Raw genomic sequence first — 20496 nt, forward strand, 5'->3', positions numbered from 1 at the left:
CGCACGCCCTGGTGAAGCCGGAGCCCAAAGGGAGGTCGCGTGAGCGACGAGGGTCGTCTGGTCGCCGATCGATACCGCATCGTCGGCCGGATCGGCACGGGCGCGATGGGGGCCGTCTGGCAGGCGCACGACGAGGTCCTGGGCCGCACCGTGGCCATCAAGCAGCTCCTGCTCCAGCCGCACCTGGACGAGCACGACGCCGAGGACGCCCGCCAGCGGACGATGCGCGAGGGCCGGATCGCGGCCCGGCTGCACCACCCCAACGCGATCTCCGTCTTCGACGTCGTCACCGACGACAACGGGCAGCCGTGCCTGATCATGGAGTACCTCAACTCCACCAGCCTGGCCGCCGTGCTGCAGGACCGCCGCACGCTGCCGCCGACCGAGGTGGCGCGCATCGGCGCCCAGGTCGCCGCGGCGCTGCGCGAGGCGCACGCGGTCGGGATCGTGCACCGCGACATCAAGCCGGGCAACATCCTGCTCGGCGCCAACGGCATCGTGAAGATCACCGACTTCGGCATCTCACGGGCCAAGGACGACGTCACGGTCACCAAGACCGGGATGATCGCCGGCACCCCCGCCTACCTGGCCCCCGAGGTCGCCATCGGCGGCGAGCCCGGGCCGGAGTCCGACGTCTTCTCCCTCGGTTCGACGCTGTACGCGGCGTGCGAGGGCCAGCCGCCGTTCGGGCTGTCCGAGAACACGCTGAGCCTGCTGCACGCGGTCGCGGCCGGGCAGATCAACCCGCCGCGCCAGTCCGGTCCCCTGGCCAGCGTGCTCGCCGTGCTGCTGCACCCGGAGATCGAGCACCGGCCCACCGCCGAAGAGTGCGAAGAGCTGCTCGCGGCCGTCGCGCGCGGCGAGACGCCGCTCGGCGGCCCGGCGGAAGAGACCATGCTGGCGCCCTCGGCCGGTGTCCTCGGCGCGGCCGGTGCCCTCGGCGCGGGGGCCGCCGACCCGAACGCGACGCAGATGTTCGACGAGATCCCCGCGGGCCACTCGGGCACGCTGCTCGGCGGCGGGGCTCCGACGCAGGCCGTGCCGTACTACGACGAGGACGACTACCCGGAGGCCACCGGCTACCCGGAGGACGACTACGACGGGTACGGCAACTACCGCGAGGGCGACCCCCACGCGGCCGGCGGCGTGCCGCCCGGCCTGGCCGCGACGCGCGCGGTGCCGGTCCCCCCGCACGAGCAGGGCGGGTACGAGGACGACTACGACGATTACGACGACGAGCCCGCGCCGCCGCCGCGGTCGCGCCCGCAGACGAGCCCGGTCGACGAGGACGACGACCGGCCCGGCGCGTGGAAGCGCCCGGCCATCATCGGCGGGGTCGTGGTCGTGGGCCTGGTCGCGCTTGTCGTCTGGCTGCTGAGCCCGAACAACCCGGAGGCGCCGGCCGCACCGGTGTCCAGCAGCAAGCCGTCGCCGGCCGCGACGTCGGCGTCGTCGACGCCGTCGACGACGGAGGACGAGGTCAGCACGGCCGATGTACCGCCCCCGGTGACGGAGGCGACCTCGTCGTCGAAGCGGGCGACGGCGACGAAGAGCTCCGAACCGCCGGCGACCACTACGCCGAAGACGACGACACCGATCAGGCCGACGACTACCGAGACGACGCCTACCAGCACCGCCCCCACAACGACCGGCGGCGCGTCCTCCAGCGCTGCCGCCGGTGGATGATCGAGGACCGACTTGAGTTCTGAAGGAACCATCGTCGGCGGCCGGTTCCGGCTGGACCAGCCGATCGGCCGCGGCCGCGCGGGCATCGTGTGGCTGGCGTTCGACACGCGGCTGTTCCGCACCGTCGCGATGAAGCGGATGTATCTGCCGGTCGGCGCGGGTGAACGCGCCGAGCAGGCGCGTGCCGCCGCCATGCAGGAGGGCAAGGACGCGGCCCGGATCGAGCACCCGTGCGCGATCAAGGTGTTCGACGTGCTGCCGGACGGCCAGGACGTCTGGCTGGTGATGGAGTACATCCCGTCCCGCAGCATGGCGACGTTCCTCGCCGAGCACGGCAGGCTCACCCCCGACCAGGCGGCGCAGCTGGGCATCCAGCTCGGGAACGCGCTGGCGGCCATCCACGCGGCCGGGTTCGTGCACCGCACCCTCGAGCCGGGCACCGTGCTGCTGGCCGACGACGGCGGCGTGAAGCTCACCGACATCGGCATCAGCGGCGGCGGCCCGAGCCCGGCGTACGTGGCGCCCGAGGTCGCGCGTGGGCTGCCGGGCACGCCGGCCGCGGATGTCTTCTCCCTCGGCGCGACGCTGTACACGTCCGTGGAAGGCGTGCCGCCGTTCGGGGACGACGGCCAGTCGTCCGAACGCCCGCCGCAGAACTCCGGCGTCCTCACCGAGGCGCTGCGCAAGATGCTGCGCGCGGACCCGAACACGCGGCCGACGATGGCCGACACCGTCCACTCGCTGAAGGCGATCACCGAGGGCCGCGAGACGGCGTTCATCCCGCCGACCGCGCCCGGGATCCCGCCGCCTCCGCCGCCACCCTTCAACCCGGCGCTGGCGCCCGCGGGGCCGCCGATGCCGCCGTCGGGACCGCAGTTCCAGCCGCCGATGCCGGTCGCCGCGCCCGGCTACTCCGCGGCGGAGGAGACGCAGCGGATGCAGCCGGTGCCGCCGCCGACGCAGTACGCGCGGCCGCCCGCGCCGGGCGCCCGGCCGCAGGCCCAGGAGTGGAACCTTCCGGTGTCGAAGAAGACGCTGGTCACCGTGGCCGCGATCCTCGTGGCGGTGCTGGTCGGCATCCTCGTCTCGGAGCTGTTCTTCGTTTAGGCGACCTTGGCGGTCGCCGCGCGCATGGCCGCGAGGAGCGTGCGGACGGCCGGGTGGGCCGAGGCGCGGGACGCCACCGCGGCGTGGATCGCGCGGACCGGCTCGGGGTTGCGGATCCGGCGAACGACCACTCCGGGGTGCTGCGCGCCGAGCCCGAGCTCCGGGATCAGCCCGACGCCGATGCCGGCGGCGACGAACCCCTGCGCCGTCTGGTAGTCCTCGGACTCCACGACGACGTTGGGCGCGAACCCGGCGGACGCACAGGCGCTGTCCAGGATGTCGCGGCAGACACCGGGGAGGCCGTCGACGCCCACCCACGGCTCTTCCGCGAACTCCGTCAGGTCCAGCACGCGCTTGCGGGCCAGCGGGTGCGCCTTCGGCAGCACCGCCCGGTACGGGTCGTCCAGCAGGTGCACCAGCTCGACTCCCTTGGCGGGCGGGGTCCTGCGCGGGAACACCGTGATCGCGACGTCGGCGTGGCCCGCTTCGACGTCGGTCATCGGGTCGTCGGGCTCGACGAGCTTGAGGTCGAGGCGCACGCCGGGGTGCTCGCGCCGGACCGCGGCGATCGCGGGCGGCACCAGGGACGCGCCCGCCGTGGCGAAGTAGCGGATCGAGACGCGGCCGATGCGGCCCTCCTTGAGCTCGGTCAGCGCCGCCTCGGCCTTGGCGAGCTCGGTGCTCAGCCGCTCGGCGTGCTCGGACAGCAGCGCGCCCGCCGGGGTCGCCCGGACGCCCCGGCCGACGCGTTCGAGCAGCTGGGTGCCCGCCTCGCGTTCGAGCGCGGACAGCTGCTGGCTGATCGCGGACGGCGTGTAGCCGAGGTTGCGGGCCGCGGCGGTGATCGACCCGCTGGTGATGACGGCGCGGAGGACCTGCATGCGGCGGACGTCGAGCATCCCGCGATCGTACAGCTGGGCTTAAGTGTTCCTGCAGTTAATTTCGCTTGTCCTTACGTCTGGTCCGGGTGAAGCTGACTTCGGCTTTCGAAGGAGGACTGGGGTGGGCGAGACGAAGACGCTGCTCAGGATCGGTGCGCTGGCGCTGATGTGGGGCTCGAGCTTCTTCTGGATCAAGCTGGGGCTGGGCGTGTTCTCGCCGGTGCAGCTGGTGCTGGCGCGGCTGGTGCTCGGCGCCGCCATGCTGCTGGTGCTCTGCCGCCTGCAGCGGGCGCGGCTCCCGCGCGAGCGCCGGATGTGGGGACACCTGGCGGTCGCGGCGTTCTTCCACAACGCGCTGCCGTTCCTGCTGTTCGCGATCGGCGAGACGACGGTCGATTCGGGGATCACCGGCGTGCTCAACTCGACGACACCGCTGTGGGTGCTGCTCGCGGCGCCGCTGATGGGGACGTCGTCGCGGATGACCGGCGCCCGGCTCGCGGGCCTGGTCATCGGGCTCGGCGGGATCCTGCTGATCTTCGCGCCGTGGCAGGCGTCGGGCCTGCTGAGCTGGGGCGCGCTGGCGTGCCTCGCGGCGGCGGCGAGCTACGGCTTCGCGTTCGTCTACGAGGGCAAGTACCTGTCGGACCCCTCGTTGTCGCCGTACGCGACTTCGGCCGGTCAGATGCTGCTGGCCAGCGGGATGCTGGTGCTGGCGCTGCCGGCGGGCGGGTTCACGCCGGTGCACGTGTCCACCGGGCCGCTGCTCGCGGTCCTGGTCCTGGGCATCGGGTCGACCGGCATCGCGTTCGCGCTGAACTACCAGCTGCTGGCGAGCGAAGGCGCGGTGGCCGCGTCCGTGGTCGGGTACCTGCTGCCGGTCGTTTCGGTGCTGCTGGGTGCGGTGTTCCTGGGCGAACAGCTGCACCTGCGGGTGATCGCGGGCATGGTGGTCGTGCTCGGCGGCGTGGCGCTGACCCGCCTCCAGAAGCCGGAGCGAGGGGCTCTGGACGTGGCCGGTGACCAGGCGGATGGGCTTGGTGACGACACCACCGGCAGCGCGCCCCGGCCTCTCGCTCCCCTGGCGGACTGAGCCGTCAGACGAGCCGGCGGTCGGAAGCCCAGCGGGAGAGCTCGTAGCGGTTCGACAGCTGGGTCTTCCGCAGCACGCTCGACACGTGCGTCTCGAGCTTTCGTTATCCAGCCGAACTGACAAAACCACCGTAACGGATCTACCGACGAATCCGACTCACACCGAAATTGACGATCTCACCGGAGATCGCCGAAGACCCCGTCTCACCCGTCTTCCGCATCAAGGTGGTGAACCTCAGCCGTCGTGCTGCCATGGATCTCCGGTTCGACGCTCATCTCGTGACACCCGTTGGCGCCAAGGGGGGCGCCATCAAGAGGCGAACTCCTCTCGAGTGCGGTAACGCGCCACTGTTGCTTCCCCGCCGCGATCGATCCGACGCCGACTACGACAACGCCTATCGCCTGCGAATCAAAACCGACATCCGCCAACTTCTGTCGGACAACCCGGCTTCCTTCATCAGGCTGCAGGTATTCGGCCGCCACGAGGTTTCCGGCACGGAAAGGACCTGACCGTCGTTCCCGAAGGCCGTCAGACGAGGCGGCGGTCCGAAGCCCAGCGGGAGAGCTCGTAGCGGTTCGACAGCTGGGTCTTCCGCAGCACGCTCGACACGTGCGTCTCCACCGTCTTCACCGAGATGAACAGCTCCGACGCGATCTCCTTGTAGGCGTACCCGCGGGCCAGCAGCCGCAGGACGTCGCGCTCGCGGGGGGTCAGCAGGTCCAGCTCGGGGTCGTTGATCGGTGCGGAACCCGGGCGGTCGGCGAACGCGTCCAGCACGAACCCCGCCAGGCGGGGCGAGAACACCGCGTCGCCGTCCGCGACGCGGACCACCGCGCGGACCAGTTCCTTCGACGAGATCGTCTTCGTCACGTAGCCGCGGGCGCCCGCGCGGATGACCGCGATGACGTCCTCGGCCGCGTCGGACACCGACAGGGCCAGGAACACCACGTCCGGCAGCTCCGGGCGGACCCGGCGCAGCACCTCGGCTCCGCCGCCGTCGGGCATGTGGACGTCGAGGAGCACCACCTGCGGCTTCGTGCGGGCGATGCCGGCGACGGCCTCGGCCACCGAACCGGCCTCGCCGACCACGCGGACCTCGTCGGTGATCGAGTCGAGCTCGGTGCGCACCCCGGCGCGGAACAGCGCGTGGTCGTCGACGAGGAACACCTTGACCGGTTCACGCTGGTTGTCCGTCACGTCGTCGAGCATAGCCGCCTCACGCCGCCCCCTTGCCCGCTTTCACCGGCATGGCGAGCTGCACTTCGGTGCCCTCGCCCGGCGCGGTGCGGACCTTGCACGTGCCGCCGTGGCGGGTCATCCGGCCGCGGATCGAGTCGGCGAGGCCGTGGCGGTCGTCCGGGACGAGGTCGGGGTCGAAGCCCTTGCCGCGGTCGCGGACGAACACCGTCACCGCCGTCGGCTCGACCTCGGCGTAGACGCTGACCTCCTCGACGCCGGCGTGCTTCGCGGCGTTGACGATGGCCTCGCGCGCGGCCTGGACCAGCGCCACCAGCGATTCGTCCAGCTCCGCGTCGCCGACGACGACCTGGCCGACCGAGATCGCGAAGGTGTCCTCGACCTCGCCGCACGCCGTCGCGAGCGCTTCGGACAGCTGCCCGGTGGCTTCCTCGACGTGCTCGGCGGGCTTGCCGTAGCCGTTGGGGCCGTAGAGCCAGCCGCGCAGCTCGCGCTCCTGGCTGCGGGCCAGCCGCGCGACCTCGCGGGGCTGTTCGCTCTGCTTCTGGATGAGCGCGAGCGTCTGGAGCACGGAGTCGTGCAGGTGGGCGGCGATCTCGGCGCGTTCGTCGGTGCGGATGCGGGCCTTGCGCTCGTCGGAGAGGTCCCGGACCAGCCGCAGCCAGAACGGCACGGTCAGCACGGCGACCCCGATCAGCGTCGCGAGGACCGCGATCAGCGCGAACTGGACCTGGTCGAGGGTGCCGCTGCGCAGCACGACGACGGTGATGCCGGTGATCACCAGCGCGACGCCGGCGACGATCCGGATCGCGGCCGACCAGCCGCCCCCGCCGAGGAGCGCACCGGCGAAGCCGTCCTTGGCACCGGCCCGCCAGCGCCGGCGCTGGGACTCGTCGGCCTCGCGCCAGACGACCGCGAGACCGATCATGGCGATGGCGAGCGGCACGGCGACCCAGCCGCTGATGAACCCGGTGAGCGTCCCGCTGGCGACGGCGAGGCCGACGCCCAGCGCGATCAGGCCGAACGCCTGCTGGCGCTCCTTCGGAGTCGGCGCCTCGGCCGCTTCCTCGGACTGCTGCTGGACGAACACCCAGAGGAGGCCGTAGGCGAGCAGCCCGGCGCCGTTGAGCGCGGCCAGCAGGGCGAAGGCCGTCCGCACCCAGAGGACCGGCACGCCGAGGTGATCGGCGAGCCCACCGGCGACCCCGGCGATGGCCCGCCCGGACCGGCGCCGGAACATCTTGGGCGCAGCCGGGTCCGTGGTGGCGATCGCCTGCTCGGCGGGAACGTGGTCGAGGGACTCCTGCACGCCGTCCATGGTCACACGCACCGCTGTCCGGTTCCATCGGGGAAACCCCTGATCCACTCGGCCGCCCGGGCTCCGGGGAAACCTCAGGGACCATCCCGGATGTCGCGCCGCCGCGGGTGACGCATGCTTCTCGGTATGAGTGGTGCGAGCGAGAAGCCGGGGGTCCTGAACGGCTTCGAGGAGACCGTCAAGGACTTCTGGGTCAGCCGGCCCCGGCGGCCGCACGCCGGGCGGAAGGTGGCCGGGGTGGCCGCCGCCATCGGGCAGCGGTACGGCCTCGATCCCGTCGTCGTGCGGATCGCGTTGGTGGTCACGACCGTCTTCGGCGGCTTCGGCGTTCCCTTCTACCTGCTGGGGTGGCTGTTCCTGCCCGGCGAGAGCGACGAGGTTTCCGGCTTCGAAAGCCTCATCGGACGCGGCCGGTCTTCGGTGTCGCCCGCGTTCGCCGTGGTCCTCGTGGTCCTCACCGTCGTCAGCGCCGGGGGCTCGGTCACCGGGTCGTGGTTCGACGGCGGCGGGCTCATCAGCTGCGCCCTCGTCGCCGCCGCGCTCTACCTGCTGCACCGCAGCCGCGGCCACGAGAACCGCCCTGCGCCGGTCACCGCGCGGAAGTCGCACCCGGCCTTCACCGGAAACGGAGCCTTCACCATGACCGACACCGCCGAGGCGCCTTCGCCGGCGCGCGGCTGGGATCCGCTCGCCGCCGACCCGGCCGGCTGGGACCTGCCCGACGCCCCGCCCGTCCAGGAGCCGCGGCCCACGCCGCCGCCCCCGTCCTTCCACGCGCCGCAGCGGCGGCACCGGTCGAAGGTCGGCTCGGTGACGTTCGCGCTGGCCGTGGTGACCGCCGGTGCCGGGGTCCTGGCGGCCCTCAACGGCGCCGGCTGGTTCTCCGCGCAGCACATCATCGGCCTGGTCCTCGGCGTGGTCGGGGTCGGCCTGGTGGCCGGCGCGTTCGCCGGCGGCGGGCGCGGCCTGATCGGGCTCGCGGTTCCCCTGGCCATCGCCGGGATGGTGCTGACGACCGCGCCGTTCCAGGACATCGACCTCCGCGGTGGTCTCGGCGACCTCGGGGAGACCCCGCAGACGCTGACCGATCTGAAGCCGGTCTACCAGCACGCGGCGGGCGACTTCCGGATCGACCTGACCGAGCTGCCCGAGGGCGCGCCGTACGCGACGACCGTGTCCAACGGCGCGGGCGACACCACGGTGCTCGTGCCGGCGAACGCGGACGTCACCTACGACTGCCACACCGGCGCGGGCGAGGCGTCCTGCTTCGGGCACTCGAGCGACGGGGTCAACCAGCCGGCGCTGACCGGGACGGACACCGGCACCGACGGCGCCGGCGGCCAGAAGATCACCCTGAAGGTTTCGAACAGCGTGGGCAACGTGGAGGTGCGACGTGGCTGAGCAGAACCCCTACGCCTACGACAACCCGGACAGCGCCCCGCCCGCCCGGCGAGGCGGAGTGGACGCCTTCACCCTCATCGTCGGCGTCGCGACGCTGCTGGTGTCGGCCTACGTCCTCTCGGACGGCGCGAGCTGGCTGCCGTCGTTCGACTTCCGCTGGGTCATCGCCGGCGGTGCGGTGTTCGTCGGGCTGCTGCTCCTCACCGCGTCGCTCGGCGGCAAGCGGCGACGCTGACCCGGCGCACCACCGAAGACCCTCGAGGCCCCGGATCCCACGCCGGGGCCTCGAGCCTTGTCTACAGAGGACTCATTCCCACTCGATGGTGCCCGGCGGCTTGGACGTCACGTCCAGCACGACCCGGTTGACCTCCGCGACCTCGTTGGTGATGCGCGTGGAGATGCGCTCCAGGACCTCGTAGGGCAGGCGCGTCCAGTCCGCGGTCATCGCGTCCTCCGACGACACCGGGCGCAGCACCACCGGGTGGCCGTACGTGCGGCCGTCGCCCTGGACCCCGACGCTGCGGACGTCGGCGAGCAGCACCACCGGGCACTGCCAGATGTCGCGGTCCAGCCCCGCCGCGGTCAGCTCCTCGCGGGCGATCAGGTCGGCCGCCCGGAGCGTGTCCAGGCGCTGCTGGTCGACCGCGCCGATGATCCGGATGCCCAGGCCGGGGCCGGGGAACGGCTGGCGGTGCACGATCGTCTCGGGCAGGCCGAGCTCCAGGCCGACCCGGCGGACCTCGTCCTTGAACAGCAGCCGCAGCGGCTCGACCAGCTCGAACTGCAGGTCGTCCGGCAGGCCGCCGACGTTGTGGTGGCTCTTGATGTTGGCCGTGCCCTCGCCGCCGCCGGACTCGACGACGTCCGGGTACAGCGTGCCCTGGACCAGGAACTTGTAGTCGCCCTGGGCCTTGAGGTCGCGCTCGGCCTGCTCGAAGACGCGGATGAACTCCCGGCCGATGATCTTGCGCTTCTGCTCCGGGTCGGTGACGCCGGCCAGCGCGTCCAGGAACCGCGCGCGGGCGTCGATGGTGACCAGGTTGACCCCGGTGGCCGAGACGAAGTCCTGCTCGACCTGGGTGCGCTCGCCGGCCCGCAGCAGACCGTGGTCGACGAACACGCAGGTCAGCCGGTCGCCGATGGCGCGCTGGACCAGCGCGGCCGCGACGGCGGAGTCGACGCCGCCGGACAGGCCGCAGATCGCCCGGCCGTCCCCGATCTGGTCGCTGATCCGCTTGACCTGCTCCTCGACGATCGACGACGTCGTCCACTGCGGCTCGATCCCGGCGATGTCGCGCAGGAACCGGCGCAGCACCTCCTGGCCGTGCGGCGAGTGCGCGACCTCCGGGTGGTACTGGACACCGGCGAAGCGGCGCTGGACGTCTTCGAAGCCGGCGACCGCGGCGCCGTCCGAAGAGGCGGTGACGACCGAGCCCTCGGGCGCCTTGGTGACGCTGTCGTTGTGGCTCATCCAGGCGGGCTGGTGCGCGGGCAGCCCGGCGTGCAGGACCCCGCCGTCCCCGGTCACGCGGACCTCGGTGCGGCCGAACTCGCGGACCCCCGTCGGCTCGACGACTCCGCCGAGCGCGCTGGCCAGCAGCTGGTGGCCGTAGCAGATGCCGAACATCGGCACGCCCGCTTCGGTGAGCTTCGGGTCCATGCCCGGCGCGCCTTCGGCGTACACGCTCGACGGGCCGCCGGAAAGGATGATGGCCGAGGGGTTCTTCGCGAGGATCTCTTCGGTGGACGCGCTGTGCGGCACGACCTCCGAGTAGATCTGTGCCTCGCGGACGCGCCGGGCGATCAGCTGCGCGTACTGCGCCCCGAAGTCCACGACGAGAACCGGACCGGTGGGACTGGGCACCTGGCGACCTCCTGGCGACGTTGGATTGACCTCCATCGTCCCAGGTGGGCCCGGTCACCCGGGATTCAGGGCCGTCCCTGTCCGCGATCGGGCCTACGGTGCGCGGTATGGCTGTGAACTGGACCAAGGAACTGACCGACCAGCTCGGCTTCCACTGGAAGGTGCACACGCGTCCGAAGCTGACCGGGCTCACCGACGAGGAGTACCGCTGGGAGCCGGTCGCGGGCTGCTGGACCGTCCGCCCGCGGAAGTCGGACGACGAACCCGGGACCGGCCCGTTCACGATCGACTGGGCCTACCCCGAGCCGACGCCCCCGCCGGTCACGACGATCGCCTGGCGGCTCGCCCACGTGCTGGTCGGGGTGCTGGGGATGCGCACAGCCTCGCACTTCGGCGGCCCGCCGATGACCTACGACGACTACCCGTACCCGGGGACGGCCGCCGAGGCGCTGTCCCGGCTCGACGAGTGCTACGCCCGGTGGATCGCCGGGGTGGGGTCACTGGACGAAGAGGCCTTGGCGCGGCCGTGCGGCCCGGCGGAGGGCCCGTACGCGAAGTACCCGATGGCAACGCTGGTGCTGCACATCCACCGCGAGATGATCCACCACTGCGCGGAGGTTCTACTGCTGCGCGACCTCTACCGGAGCCGGTAGCAGCAGGAAGCCCAGCGCGAGGCCGAGCAGGGCGGGCAGGCCGTGGTTGTCGTGCGCCACCGTGTCCACCACGGCCAGCACCGGTACCGCGAAGGCCATGATCCGGAACTGGACCGGCAGCACCACGCCGTAGCGGCGCGAAGCCGCCATCACCACCGCCGCGAGGCCGCCGAGCAGGCCGGCCGTGCACATCGAGTTGCCCGCGCCGACCGGGTTGAGCCAGACATAGCTGAGGAACTGGCCGGTCAGGCCGCAGCCGAAGTACAGGACGAGCCAGCGAGCGCGGCCGAATACGCGCTCGGCGAGCGTGCCGAACACCGCCAGCCACACCAGGTTCGAGACCAGGCCGAACGCCCGCGCGTCCTGGAAGAACATGCCCGTGACCAGGCGGTACCACTCGCCGGCGTCGATGCGGGCCGCGTCGCGGCGCATCGCGTCGTACAGCGGCGGGTGCACCAGCTGCGCGATCCCGCAGGCCAGCGTCACCGCGAAGACCACGGCGGTGAGGTACGGGCGGCGGCGCACCGGGGCCAGCGCCGCCAGGGGGTTGCGGGATGCGGTGCGCGTGGTCATGACCGAAAATCTAGGCGCGCCACCGCCGTCGCACCCCCGACGTTTGTCACGAACCTCCACGGGAAGGCCCCAGTATGCGAGCGACAGTCATCCACGGCGCCGGTGACGTGCGGGTCGAAACCGTCCCGGACCCGGAACTGGTGGACCCCACCGACGTCATCCTGCGGGTCGTGCGGTCCTGCATCTGCGGCAGCGACCTCTGGCCGTACGCCGACATGGCGCCGAGCGAGCGCGGCCGCCGGATCGGGCACGAGTTCCTCGGCGTCGTCGAGGAGGCCGGTGCGGACGTCCGCACCGTCACCAAGGGCGACCTCGTCATCGCACCCTTCGTCTGGTCGGACAACACCTGCGTGTTCTGCCGCGAAGGCCTGCAGACGTCCTGCCTTCACGGCGGGTTCTGGGGCGCGAAGGGCGTCGACGGCGGTCAAGGCGAAGCCGTGCGCGCGCCGCAGGCCGACGGCACGCTCGTCAAGGTGCCGCACACCGAGGACGACGCACTGCTGGCGTCGCTGCTCACGCTGTCGGACGTCTTCCCGACCGGCCACCACGCCGCGACGAAGGCGCGCGTCACGAAGGGCCAGAACGTCACCGTGATCGGCGACGGCGCCGTGGGCCTCTCCGCCGTCCTCGCCGCGAAGCGCCTCGGTGCCGAGCGGATCGTCCTCATGGGACGCCACCGGGCGCGGACCGACCTCGGCCGCGAGTTCGGCGCGACCGACGTCGTCGCCGAGCGCGGCGAGGAGGGCATCGCGAAGGTGCGTGAGCTGACGAACGGCGAGGGCACGCACGCCGTGCTCGAGTGCGTCGGCACGAAAGCCGCCTTCGAGATGGCGGTCGGGGCGGTGCGCCCGGGCGGGGCGGTCAGCCGCGTCGGCGTCCCGCAGTACGAAGAGGGCCCGATCGGCCCGGCGCTGTTCCGGCGCAACATCACCGTCACCGGTGGGGTGGCTCCCGCCCGGCACTACATCCCCGAACTGCTGCCGGACGTCCTCGACGGCAAGTACCAGCCCGGCAAGGTCTTCGACCGGACCATCGACGTCGAAGGCGTGCCGGAGGGCTACCGCGCGATGGCGGACCGCGAAGCGCTGAAGGTGCTCATCAAGCCGTGACCCGTCCGGGTGGGTGTCACCCTGCCGGGCACCCGGCCGGATTACGTTGGTACGCATGGACATGATCACCCCCGAGCCGCGCCCCGCCTGGATCGCCGGCCGCCCCGAACCGGGCGCCACCACGCTCGTCGTGCACCACCCGTACGACGGCAGCGAGGTCGCCACGGTCGCCGTGCCCGGGCCGGACCAGGTCGAACGCGCGGTGGCCGCCGCGGCGTCGGTCGCCAAGGAGTTCCGGCGCACCCCGGCGCACCAGCGGGCCGGCGCCCTCGAGCACGTCTCCCGGGTCCTCGCCGCCCGCGCCGAGGAGATCGCCGAGGTGATCACCGCCGAGAACGGCAAGCCGCTCAAGTGGGCCGAGGCCGAGGTCAAGCGGGCGGTGTCGGTGTTCCGCATCGCCGCCGAGGAGGTCCGCCGCTTCAGCGGGGAAGTCCAGCGCCTCGACACCGACCCCGCGGGCGAGGCGCGGCTGGCGCTGACCCGCCGCGTCCCGCGCGGGCCGGTGCTCGGCATCGCGCCGTTCAACTTCCCGCTCAACCTGGTGGCGCACAAGGTCGCGCCGTCGCTGGCGATCGGCGCGCCGATCATCGTCAAGCCCGCGCCGCGGACGCCGCTGTCGGCGCTGGTCCTCGGCGAAATCCTCGCCGAGACGGATCTGCCGGAGGGCGCGTTTTCCGTGCTGCCGCTGGGGAACGAACAGACGCAGGCGCTCGTCGCCGACCCGCGGCTGCCCGTCGTGTCGTTCACCGGCTCCGGCCCGGTCGGCTGGTCGCTCAAGGACGCCGCGCCGCGCAAGCACGTCGTGCTCGAGCTCGGCGGCAACGCGGCGGCCGTCGTGCTGCGCGACTGGCCGGACCCCGAGGGTGCCGCGCACCGGATCGCCACCTTCGGCAACTACCAGGCCGGTCAGTCCTGCATCGCGGTGCAGCGGGTGATCGTGGACGCCGCCGTGGCCGAGGAGTTCGTGCCCGCGCTGCTCGAAGCCGTCGAGGCGCAGCGGACCGGCGACCCGTACGACCGCAACACCGACGTCGGCCCGGTGGTCGACGAAGCCGCCGCCGAGCGGATCGTCGCGTGGGTCGACGAGGCCGTCGCGGCGGGGGCGAAGGTGCTCACCGGCGGCACGCGCGACGGCGCGACCGTCGCCCCGACGCTGCTCACCGACGTCCCGCCGGACACGAAGGCGTGGAACGAGGAGATCTTCGGCCCGGTGCTCGCGGTGTCCGTTGTGGACGGTGTGGACGACGCTTTCCGCGCGGTCAACGAATCGGCGTACGGCCTGCAGGCGGGCGTCTTCACCACCGACGTCCAGCTGGCCTTCCACGCCTCGGCCGAACTGGAGGTCGGCGGCGTGATCATCGGCGACGTCCCGTCCTACCGCGCCGACCAGATGCCCTACGGCGGCGTCAAGGGCTCCGGCGTCGGCCGCGAAGGCGTGCTCGCGGCGATGCACGACCTCACCGAAGAACGCGTCACCGTCTTCACCGGCATCGAGCTTTAACTGACGACGCCCTGCCCGAACCGGAAGACGTTCTGCGGGTCGTACTTCTGCGAAACGTCCTGCAGCCGCTTGGCGTTGTCGCCGTAGTAGGCCGTCTTCCAGTCGGGCAGGGCGGGGTCGATGTAGTTGACGTACCCGCCGCCCGCACCGGCCGCGGCCAGCCCCGTGACGACGTCGCCGACCGCCTGCGTGACCTTCGCCCGGGTCTTCGCCGTCGCCGGCGCGTAGATCTGCACGCTGGCCAGCGCATCGCGGTGCCAGAACGCGGTGGCGTCCTTGGCCGGGCTCGCCACCGCGCCGCCGAGGCCGTCGATGAGCAGGTCCATACCCTGTTTGCCGTCGGCGACCGCGACCACCTTCGCCGCGTCGACCGGGGTGGTGATCATCCGCGACGAGGCGACGAACGACTGGCGGTTCGAACTGCCCTCGAAGTACTTCATGGCGCCGAGGTAGTCCAGGGTCTTCACCGTGCGCTGCGCCGGCCGGGCTCCGGCGTTGGTGGTCAGGTTGTTGAGCAGCGTGTTCAGCCCCGCGGTGCCCCCGACGTAGCAGCCGCCGACCCGGCACTGCACCGGCGAGCCGCCCGAGAGCACCAGGTTCGCCCAGAGCTCCGGCGGCATCGCCGCGATCCACTGCTGCCACGCGGCGAGCACGCTGCTCGCGGACCCGGCCGGGAAGCGCAGCGAGAACACCGTCAGCTCCTCGGGCGCCGGGTCGGTGTCGAAGGTGAACTCGGTGACGACGCCGAAGTTGCCGCCGCCCCCGCCGCGCAGCGCCCAGAACAGGTCCGGCTCGGAGCCCGCGGACGCCGTCAGCGCCCGGCCGTCGGCCACGACGACCTGCGCGGAACTCAGGTGGTCGCAGGTCAGGCCGTACTTGCGGGCGAGCACGCCGATGCCGCCACCGAGGGTCAGCCCGGCGATGCCGACCGTCGGGCAGGACCCGGCGGGCAGGACGCGGCCGGCCTGCGCCAGCGCGGCGTAGACGTCCTTCAGCTTCGCGCCGGCGCCGATCACGGCCTTGCCGCCCTGGACGTCGATCTTGTTGAGCCCGGCCACGTCGATGACGAGCCCGCCGCCGGGCACCGAGTAACCGGCGTAGCTGTGCCCGCCGCTGCGTGCGGCGATGGTGACGCGCCCGGCCGCGGTCCGCAGACAGGTCTGGACGTCCTGCACGGAGGACGCGGTCGCGACGGCGACCGGGTTGTTGCCGTCGAAGAGCGGGTTGAAGCCGCGCTTGGCGGTGTCGTAGCCGTCGCTGCCCGGGCGCAGCAGGCCGCCGGTCAGCTGGGTGCGCAGGTCGTCCCAGTTCGGCGGCGCGGTGGGCAGCCTGCTGGCGGGCGGTGCGGACGCCGTGGTCGCCGGAGCGGTCGACGCCACCGGGGCCGCGGGTTTCTCCGGCCCGCACGCGGCGGCGACGGCTCCGGCGGCCGAGACGCCCGCGATCCGCAGGAACGCCCTCCGGGGGACGCCGGGCCGCCCCTGGTCGTGCTCACTGTCCACAGCGGACTCCTCGGTGCCGGGAACGCCCAGTGTAGAGCGGCCGCAAGGGGCTCACCGGGCGGAGCGGGCCGGTCACGCCCAGGCCGGGATCCGGGGCACGGCCCCGTCGAGGGCGTGGCCGTCGGAGCGCCCGCTGAGCCAGGCCAGCAGCGCCCCGGCCGTCCCGCGGACGGTCGTCTTCGGGGCGGCGCCCATCGTCCACTCGAACCCGTCGGCGACCAGGTGCAGGGCCGGCAGGTGGGCACCGCGCGAGGTGATGGCGTGCTGGACGACGTCCTCGGTGAGCGGGCCGAGCAGCGCCAGCACGCGGTCCAGGTCGTAGCCGCGGTCGAGGTCGGCGAGGTGGATGGTCAGTTCGGACAGCCGCATCCGCGCCACGACGGCCCCGGTGACGGACGCACCCTGCCGGTTGCGGGCTTCGCGCACCCAGGCGTCGTCCGGCAGCGCGGCGGCGTACTGCTCGAAGCGCCCGGCGGAGGCGACGAAGTCCGCGAGCAGGTCGGCGGCCGCCCGCTGGGCTCCGGCCTCGATGTCCCGGTCGCGCGCTTCGGCACTCGGGTACATCGGCGTCTCGACGCCGGTGTTCGCCCAGGTCAGCAGGTTGCGCAGGCCGTCGGCGTTGCGGGCGACGTGCGCGAGGACGTGGGCGCGCGACCAGCCGGGCAGCGCGCTGGGGGCGCGCAGCTCGGGTTCGCCGAGGCCGCCGATGGCCAGCGCCCATTCGTCGTCGAGCTTCCGGATGCCGCCGAGCAGCGCGTGTGCCTTCTGGGGTGCCGTCACGGCCCCGAGTCTAGGAGGAACGGCCTACGAGGATCGATGCAGCGCGGCGGGGGCTTCGGCGGGGACGGCCGGGTTCTTCGGGGCGATCGGCTCCAGCCGCACGTACCCGGCGTCCTGCGGGGGCCGCAGGTCCTCTTCGCCCTTGTTCGGCCAGAACGAGAACGCGCGCTCCGCCTGGGCGGTGATCGTCAGGGACGGGTTCACGCCCAGGTTGGCCGTGATCGCCGCGCCGTCCACCACCGACAGCCCGGGGTAGCCGAACACGCGGTGGTACGGGTCGAGCACGCCCTCCTCCGCCGTCGCCCCGATCGGGACGCCGCCGATGAAGTGCGCGGTCAGCGGGATGTCGAAGATCTCGCCCCACGTGCCGCCCGCGATGCCGCCGATGCGTTCGGCCGTGCGCTCGTTGGCCTCGTGGCCGGCGGGGATGAAGCTCGGGTTCGGCTCGCCGTGGCCCTGCTTCGACGTGTACTTGCGGCGGCCGAAGAGGCCCCGGCGCGTGTAGGTCGTGATCGAGTTGTCGAGGCTCTGCATCACCAGCAGGATCACCGTGCGCTCGCTCCAGCGGTAGCCGTTGAGCATCCGCGCCGACTGGACCGGGTGCTTCAGCAGGAACCGCAGCAGCTGCTGCCAGCGCGGCACCGGCGAAGCGCCGTCCGTCGCGATCGTCTGCAGCAGGCTCATCGCGTTGCTGCCCTTGCCGTAGCGCACCGGCTCGATGTGGGTGTTCTCGTCCGGGTGGATCGACGAGGTGATCGCGACGCCGCGGCTGAAGTTCCGGCTCTCGTCGACCTCGGTCCGGGCGGCACCGATGATCGCCTCGGAGTTCGTCCGGGTGAGCTCACCGAGCCGGCGGGACAGCCGCGGCAGTGTGCCCGTGTCCTTCATCTTGTGCAGCAGGTTCTGGGTGCCCCACGTCCCGGCGGCGAAGACGACCTTCTCGGCCGTGATCGTCGTCCGGAACTTCTTCGAGGTCGTCCCGGTCTTCTTCAGGTCGACTTCGTACCCGCCGTCGACGGGCCGCACGGACGTCACCGTCGTGAGCGGGATGACCTTCGCCCCGTCCTGCTCGGCGAGGTAGAGGTAGTTCTTGACCAGCGTGTTCTTCGCTCCGACGCGGCAGCCGGTCATGCACGAGCCGCACTCGGTGCAGCCGACGCGCTCGGGGCCGGCGCCGCCGAAGTACGGGTCGGCCGCCCGCTCCCCCGGCTTGCCGAAGTAGACGCCGACGGGCGTCGGGTGGAAGGAATCGGCGACCCCCATGTCCTTCGCGACGTCGCGCATCACGACGTCCGACGGCGTGATCGTCGGGTTGGTGACGACCCCCAGCATCCGGCTCGCCTGGTCGTAGTGCGGCGCGAGCTCGGCTTCCCAGTCGGTGATGTGCGCCCACTGCCGGTCGCGGTAGAACGGCTTGAGCGGCCGGTACAGCGTGTTCGCGTAGACGAGCGAGCCACCGCCGACGCCGGCGCCCGCCAGCACCATGACGTCGTTGAGCATGTGGATGCGCTGGATGCCGTAGCAGCCGACCTGCGGTGCCCACAGGTAGCGCTTGAGGTCCCACGACGTCTTCGCGAACTCGTCGTCGGCGAACCGGCGCCCGGCTTCGACGACGGCGACCCGGTAGCCCTTCTCGGTGAGCCGCAGCGCCGCGACGCTGCCGCCGAACCCCGACCCCACCACGACGACGTCGTAGTCGGGGCCACCCGCACTGGTGGTGGTGTTACTGGCAGTCACACCTGGAGCGTAACTCCGGCTCCGCGTTCTGACCAGAGGTAAGTTACTCGTCGGTTATGGTTGTCCGACGACAATAGTGGGTAATCTCTACGGTGCTCGATGTCCACGTCGGCGAATCACCGCCGCGCGGGACACAATCGCGGGAGACACCACGATGAGCCCACGAACGCTCACCGGTTGGCGCAAGTCGAGCCACAGCCACTTCGAAGAGAACGCCTGCGTCGAGATCGGCACCGGCCCCGGCGTCGTCGGGGTGCGGGACACCAAACAGCCGACGCCCCGCCCGGTCCTCGTCTACTCGGCCGGGGCCTTCGCCGCGTTCCTCGCGCAGCTCACCGCCGAACGGTGAGCCCCACCCGCTGGAACTCCTTGAGGTCCGAGTAACCCGTCTTCGCCATCGCGCGGCGAAGCGCCCCGAAGAGGTTCACCACGCCTTCCGCGTCCGACGACGGCCCGAACAGCAGGGTCTTGAGGTCCACGGCGTAGTCGGGGCCCGCCGCCACGCGTGAGCGCGGCAGCGACGGGTGCGCCGCGGCCGCCGTCCAGTACAGGCCCTGACCGGGCGCGTCGGAGGCGGCGGCCAGCGGCGAGCCGAGCATGACGGCGTCGGCGCCGCACGCGATGGCCTTCGCGATGTCACCCGAGGTCGTCATGCCGCCGTCGGCGAGCACGTGCACGTACCGGCCGCCGGTCTCGTCGAGGTAGTCGCGGCGGGCGGCCGCGGCGTCGATGATCGCGGTGGCCATCGGCACGCCGATGCCGAGCACGCGGTCGGTGCTCGTCACCCCCGGCGTGTAGCCGTGGCCGACGATGACGCCGGCCGCGCCGGTGCGCATGAGGTGCATCGCCGTGCGGTAGTCGCTGACGCCGCCGGCGATGACGGGGACGTCGAGGCGGCCGATGAACTCCTTGAGGTTCAGCGGCTCGGCGTCGCGCTGGACGTGCTCGGCGGAGATGATCGTGCCCTGCACGACGAGGATCTCGACACCGGCCGCGACCAGGTCGGGGGTCAGCTCGGCGGCGTGCTGCGGGCTGACGCGCGCGGCCACCGTGACGCCGGACTCGCGGACGGTCTTGATCGCCTCACTCAGCAGGTCGAGCCGGATCGGCGCGGCGTGCAGCTCCTGCAGCACGCGGCCGACCGCGGTCGGGTCCTCGAGGTCCTCGGCCGCGCGGACCAGCTGGAAGATGGCGTCCTCGACGTTCGCGTGCCGGGCCCAGAGCCCTTCGGCGTTGAGCACGCCCAGCCCGCCCAGCTCGCCGACGGCGACCGCGGTGCCCGGCGAAACGATCGCGTCGGTCGGGTGCGTGACGAGCGGCAGGTCGAAGCGGTAGGCGTCGATCTGCCACGCGGTGGACACCACCGCGGAGGAGCGCGTCCGCCGCGACGGCACGATCTCGACGTCGTCGAGGTCATACGCCCGCCGCGCGGTGCGGCCCATCCCGATCTCGACCAGGTCCCGCACGTGCAGCCTCCTCCGACGACGACGATTTGCCGTGCCCCATTGTCGCTAGGCCGCGTGGGTGACCCGCGCACGGGGGTCTACACGCGCACGAAAACGGCGATCGGCGCCAGGACCGCGCCCAGCGCGAGGGCCAGCCAGGTCGCCACCGGCGGGTAGACGTGGAGCCGGACCGCGCCGAAGTACACCGCGCCCAGCGCCAGCAGGCTGGCGGCGATCAGCAGCACCGGCCGGACCACGCCCGGCCGCAGGTCGACCACGCCGCCGCCGGCCTGGAGGTAGGCGATGCTCCCGTCCGCCGTCGAGATGTCGAGCGCGACCGGCTGGCCCGCCGGGAGGTCGAGACCGGGGTCGACGGCGGTGACGTGGTAGCGCCGGCCCGCCGCGCCGACGTCGATCGTCTGGCTGACCGCGTCTTCATTACCGGCGACCGGCAGCTCTCCCCGCTCGTGGAAGAGCACGTACCCCTCGACGCGGTACGTCGGCGCGTCCCGGCCGGCCAGCACCTGGCACATCAGGCAGACGACGCCGCCGAGGCCGAGCGACAGGAGGGCGACGGCCGTGAAGAAGACCCTGCGCAGCAGCCGGCCGATCGTCATGTGCCCCAGTGCACACCACGACGGCCACGCAAGGC

The 20496-nt window shown here is 72.4% G+C and carries 20 protein-coding genes and 1 pseudogene; 10 read left to right on the forward strand and 11 right to left on the reverse strand.

Going from position 1 to position 20496, the window contains the following annotated elements:
• Window positions 1-39: 39 nt before the first annotated feature.
• Together ACLJOU_RS20645 and ACLJOU_RS20650 are read left to right on the forward strand one after the other, a co-directional pair.
• A complete protein-coding gene (locus ACLJOU_RS20645; RefSeq protein WP_410569275.1) occupies window positions 40-1686 on the forward strand; it encodes a serine/threonine-protein kinase in 1647 nt (548 codons plus the stop codon).
• 12 nt (window positions 1687-1698) lie between these two features.
• Complete coding sequence (locus tag ACLJOU_RS20650; RefSeq protein ID WP_410569276.1) at window positions 1699-2793, forward strand: protein kinase domain-containing protein; 1095 nt, start codon at window positions 1699-1701, stop codon at window positions 2791-2793.
• On the opposite strand, the gene ACLJOU_RS20655 is transcribed toward ACLJOU_RS20650, so the two are convergent.
• A complete protein-coding gene (locus ACLJOU_RS20655) occupies window positions 2790-3692 on the reverse strand; it encodes a LysR family transcriptional regulator (RefSeq protein WP_410569277.1) in 903 nt (300 codons plus the stop codon). The genes ACLJOU_RS20650 and ACLJOU_RS20655 overlap by 4 nt on opposite strands.
• 103 nt (window positions 3693-3795) lie before the next feature.
• Here ACLJOU_RS20655 and ACLJOU_RS20660 point away from each other — a divergent pair, with 103 nt between their 5' ends.
• A complete protein-coding gene (locus ACLJOU_RS20660) occupies window positions 3796-4764 on the forward strand; it encodes a DMT family transporter (protein ID WP_410569278.1) in 969 nt (322 codons plus the stop codon).
• Between the two features lie 4 nt (window positions 4765-4768).
• Here ACLJOU_RS20660 and ACLJOU_RS20665 read toward each other — a convergent pair.
• A pseudogene (locus ACLJOU_RS20665) lies at window positions 4769-4867 on the reverse strand (DNA-binding response regulator); the annotation flags it as partial.
• 64 nt (window positions 4868-4931) lie between these two features.
• Here ACLJOU_RS20665 and ACLJOU_RS20670 point away from each other — a divergent pair.
• Window positions 4932-5273 carry a hypothetical protein gene (locus ACLJOU_RS20670; RefSeq protein WP_410569279.1) on the forward strand — a complete coding sequence of 114 codons (342 nt, stop codon included), beginning with the start codon at window positions 4932-4934 and terminating at the stop codon, window positions 5271-5273.
• Between the two features lie 19 nt (window positions 5274-5292).
• On the opposite strand, the gene ACLJOU_RS20675 is transcribed toward ACLJOU_RS20670, so the two are convergent.
• Together ACLJOU_RS20675 and ACLJOU_RS20680 are read right to left on the reverse strand one after the other, a co-directional pair.
• Window positions 5293-5973 carry a response regulator gene (locus ACLJOU_RS20675; protein WP_103342484.1) on the reverse strand — a complete coding sequence of 227 codons (681 nt, stop codon included), beginning with the start codon at window positions 5971-5973 and terminating at the stop codon, window positions 5293-5295.
• 7 nt (window positions 5974-5980) lie between these two features.
• Complete coding sequence (locus tag ACLJOU_RS20680; protein WP_410569336.1) at window positions 5981-7285, reverse strand: PspC domain-containing protein; 1305 nt, start codon at window positions 7283-7285, stop codon at window positions 5981-5983.
• A 120-nt stretch (window positions 7286-7405) separates the two neighbouring features.
• Here ACLJOU_RS20680 and ACLJOU_RS20685 point away from each other — a divergent pair, with 120 nt between their 5' ends.
• Both ACLJOU_RS20685 and ACLJOU_RS20690 read left to right on the forward strand, forming a co-directional pair.
• Window positions 7406-8680, forward strand: a complete 1275-nt coding sequence (locus ACLJOU_RS20685) for a PspC domain-containing protein (protein ID WP_410569280.1) — start codon at window positions 7406-7408, stop codon at window positions 8678-8680.
• Window positions 8673-8915, forward strand: a complete 243-nt coding sequence (locus ACLJOU_RS20690; RefSeq protein WP_410569281.1) for a hypothetical protein — start codon at window positions 8673-8675, stop codon at window positions 8913-8915. Before ACLJOU_RS20685 ends, ACLJOU_RS20690 begins: the two co-directional genes overlap by 8 nt.
• A gap of 72 nt (window positions 8916-8987) precedes the next feature.
• Here ACLJOU_RS20690 and guaA read toward each other — a convergent pair whose 3' ends face one another.
• A complete protein-coding gene (gene guaA, locus ACLJOU_RS20695; RefSeq protein WP_410569282.1) occupies window positions 8988-10544 on the reverse strand; it encodes a glutamine-hydrolyzing GMP synthase in 1557 nt (518 codons plus the stop codon).
• A 107-nt stretch (window positions 10545-10651) separates the two neighbouring features.
• Here guaA and ACLJOU_RS20700 point away from each other — a divergent pair, with 107 nt between their 5' ends.
• On the forward strand, window positions 10652-11197 hold the full coding sequence (locus ACLJOU_RS20700; protein ID WP_410569283.1) for a DinB family protein: 546 nt from the start codon (window positions 10652-10654) through the stop codon (window positions 11195-11197).
• Here ACLJOU_RS20700 and ACLJOU_RS20705 read toward each other — a convergent pair.
• The gene (locus ACLJOU_RS20705) at window positions 11165-11770 is read right to left on the reverse strand and encodes a rhomboid family intramembrane serine protease (protein WP_410569284.1); all 606 of its coding nucleotides are present in this window, start codon (window positions 11768-11770) and stop codon (window positions 11165-11167) included. The genes ACLJOU_RS20700 and ACLJOU_RS20705 overlap by 33 nt on opposite strands.
• 74 nt (window positions 11771-11844) lie before the next feature.
• Between ACLJOU_RS20705 and ACLJOU_RS20710 the strand changes: the two genes are divergently transcribed.
• Together ACLJOU_RS20710 and ACLJOU_RS20715 are read left to right on the forward strand one after the other, a co-directional pair.
• Window positions 11845-12879, forward strand: a complete 1035-nt coding sequence (locus tag ACLJOU_RS20710) for a zinc-binding dehydrogenase (RefSeq protein WP_410569285.1) — start codon at window positions 11845-11847, stop codon at window positions 12877-12879.
• A gap of 55 nt (window positions 12880-12934) precedes the next feature.
• Window positions 12935-14380 carry an aldehyde dehydrogenase family protein gene (locus ACLJOU_RS20715; RefSeq protein ID WP_410569286.1) on the forward strand — a complete coding sequence of 482 codons (1446 nt, stop codon included), beginning with the start codon at window positions 12935-12937 and terminating at the stop codon, window positions 14378-14380.
• Here ACLJOU_RS20715 and ACLJOU_RS20720 read toward each other — a convergent pair.
• From ACLJOU_RS20720 to ACLJOU_RS20730, 3 genes are all read right to left on the reverse strand, one after another.
• Window positions 14377-15882 carry an FAD-binding oxidoreductase gene (locus tag ACLJOU_RS20720; RefSeq protein WP_410569287.1) on the reverse strand — a complete coding sequence of 502 codons (1506 nt, stop codon included), beginning with the start codon at window positions 15880-15882 and terminating at the stop codon, window positions 14377-14379. The genes ACLJOU_RS20715 and ACLJOU_RS20720 overlap by 4 nt on opposite strands.
• A 72-nt stretch (window positions 15883-15954) precedes the next feature.
• Complete coding sequence (locus ACLJOU_RS20725) at window positions 15955-16662, reverse strand: maleylpyruvate isomerase family mycothiol-dependent enzyme (protein ID WP_410569288.1); 708 nt, start codon at window positions 16660-16662, stop codon at window positions 15955-15957.
• Between the two features lie 24 nt (window positions 16663-16686).
• Window positions 16687-18399: an FAD-dependent oxidoreductase gene (locus ACLJOU_RS20730; RefSeq protein ID WP_410569289.1), complete on the reverse strand. Its 1713-nt coding sequence runs from the start codon at window positions 18397-18399 to the stop codon at window positions 16687-16689.
• A 154-nt stretch (window positions 18400-18553) separates the two neighbouring features.
• Here ACLJOU_RS20730 and ACLJOU_RS20735 point away from each other — a divergent pair, with 154 nt between their 5' ends.
• Window positions 18554-18748, forward strand: coding sequence for a DUF397 domain-containing protein (locus tag ACLJOU_RS20735; protein ID WP_410569290.1), 195 nt, complete (start codon window positions 18554-18556; stop codon window positions 18746-18748).
• Here the strand turns inward: ACLJOU_RS20735 and ACLJOU_RS20740 are convergent.
• Complete coding sequence (locus tag ACLJOU_RS20740) at window positions 18732-19865, reverse strand: GuaB3 family IMP dehydrogenase-related protein (RefSeq protein WP_410569291.1); 1134 nt, start codon at window positions 19863-19865, stop codon at window positions 18732-18734. The genes ACLJOU_RS20735 and ACLJOU_RS20740 overlap by 17 nt on opposite strands.
• A gap of 77 nt (window positions 19866-19942) precedes the next feature.
• Window positions 19943-20461, reverse strand: a complete 519-nt coding sequence (locus ACLJOU_RS20745) for a hypothetical protein (protein WP_410569292.1) — start codon at window positions 20459-20461, stop codon at window positions 19943-19945.
• Window positions 20462-20496 lie beyond the last annotated feature (35 nt).

It is taken from the genome of Amycolatopsis sp. cmx-4-61 (assembly GCF_046548775.1).
Lineage (GTDB): Bacteria > Actinomycetota > Actinomycetes > Mycobacteriales > Pseudonocardiaceae > Amycolatopsis.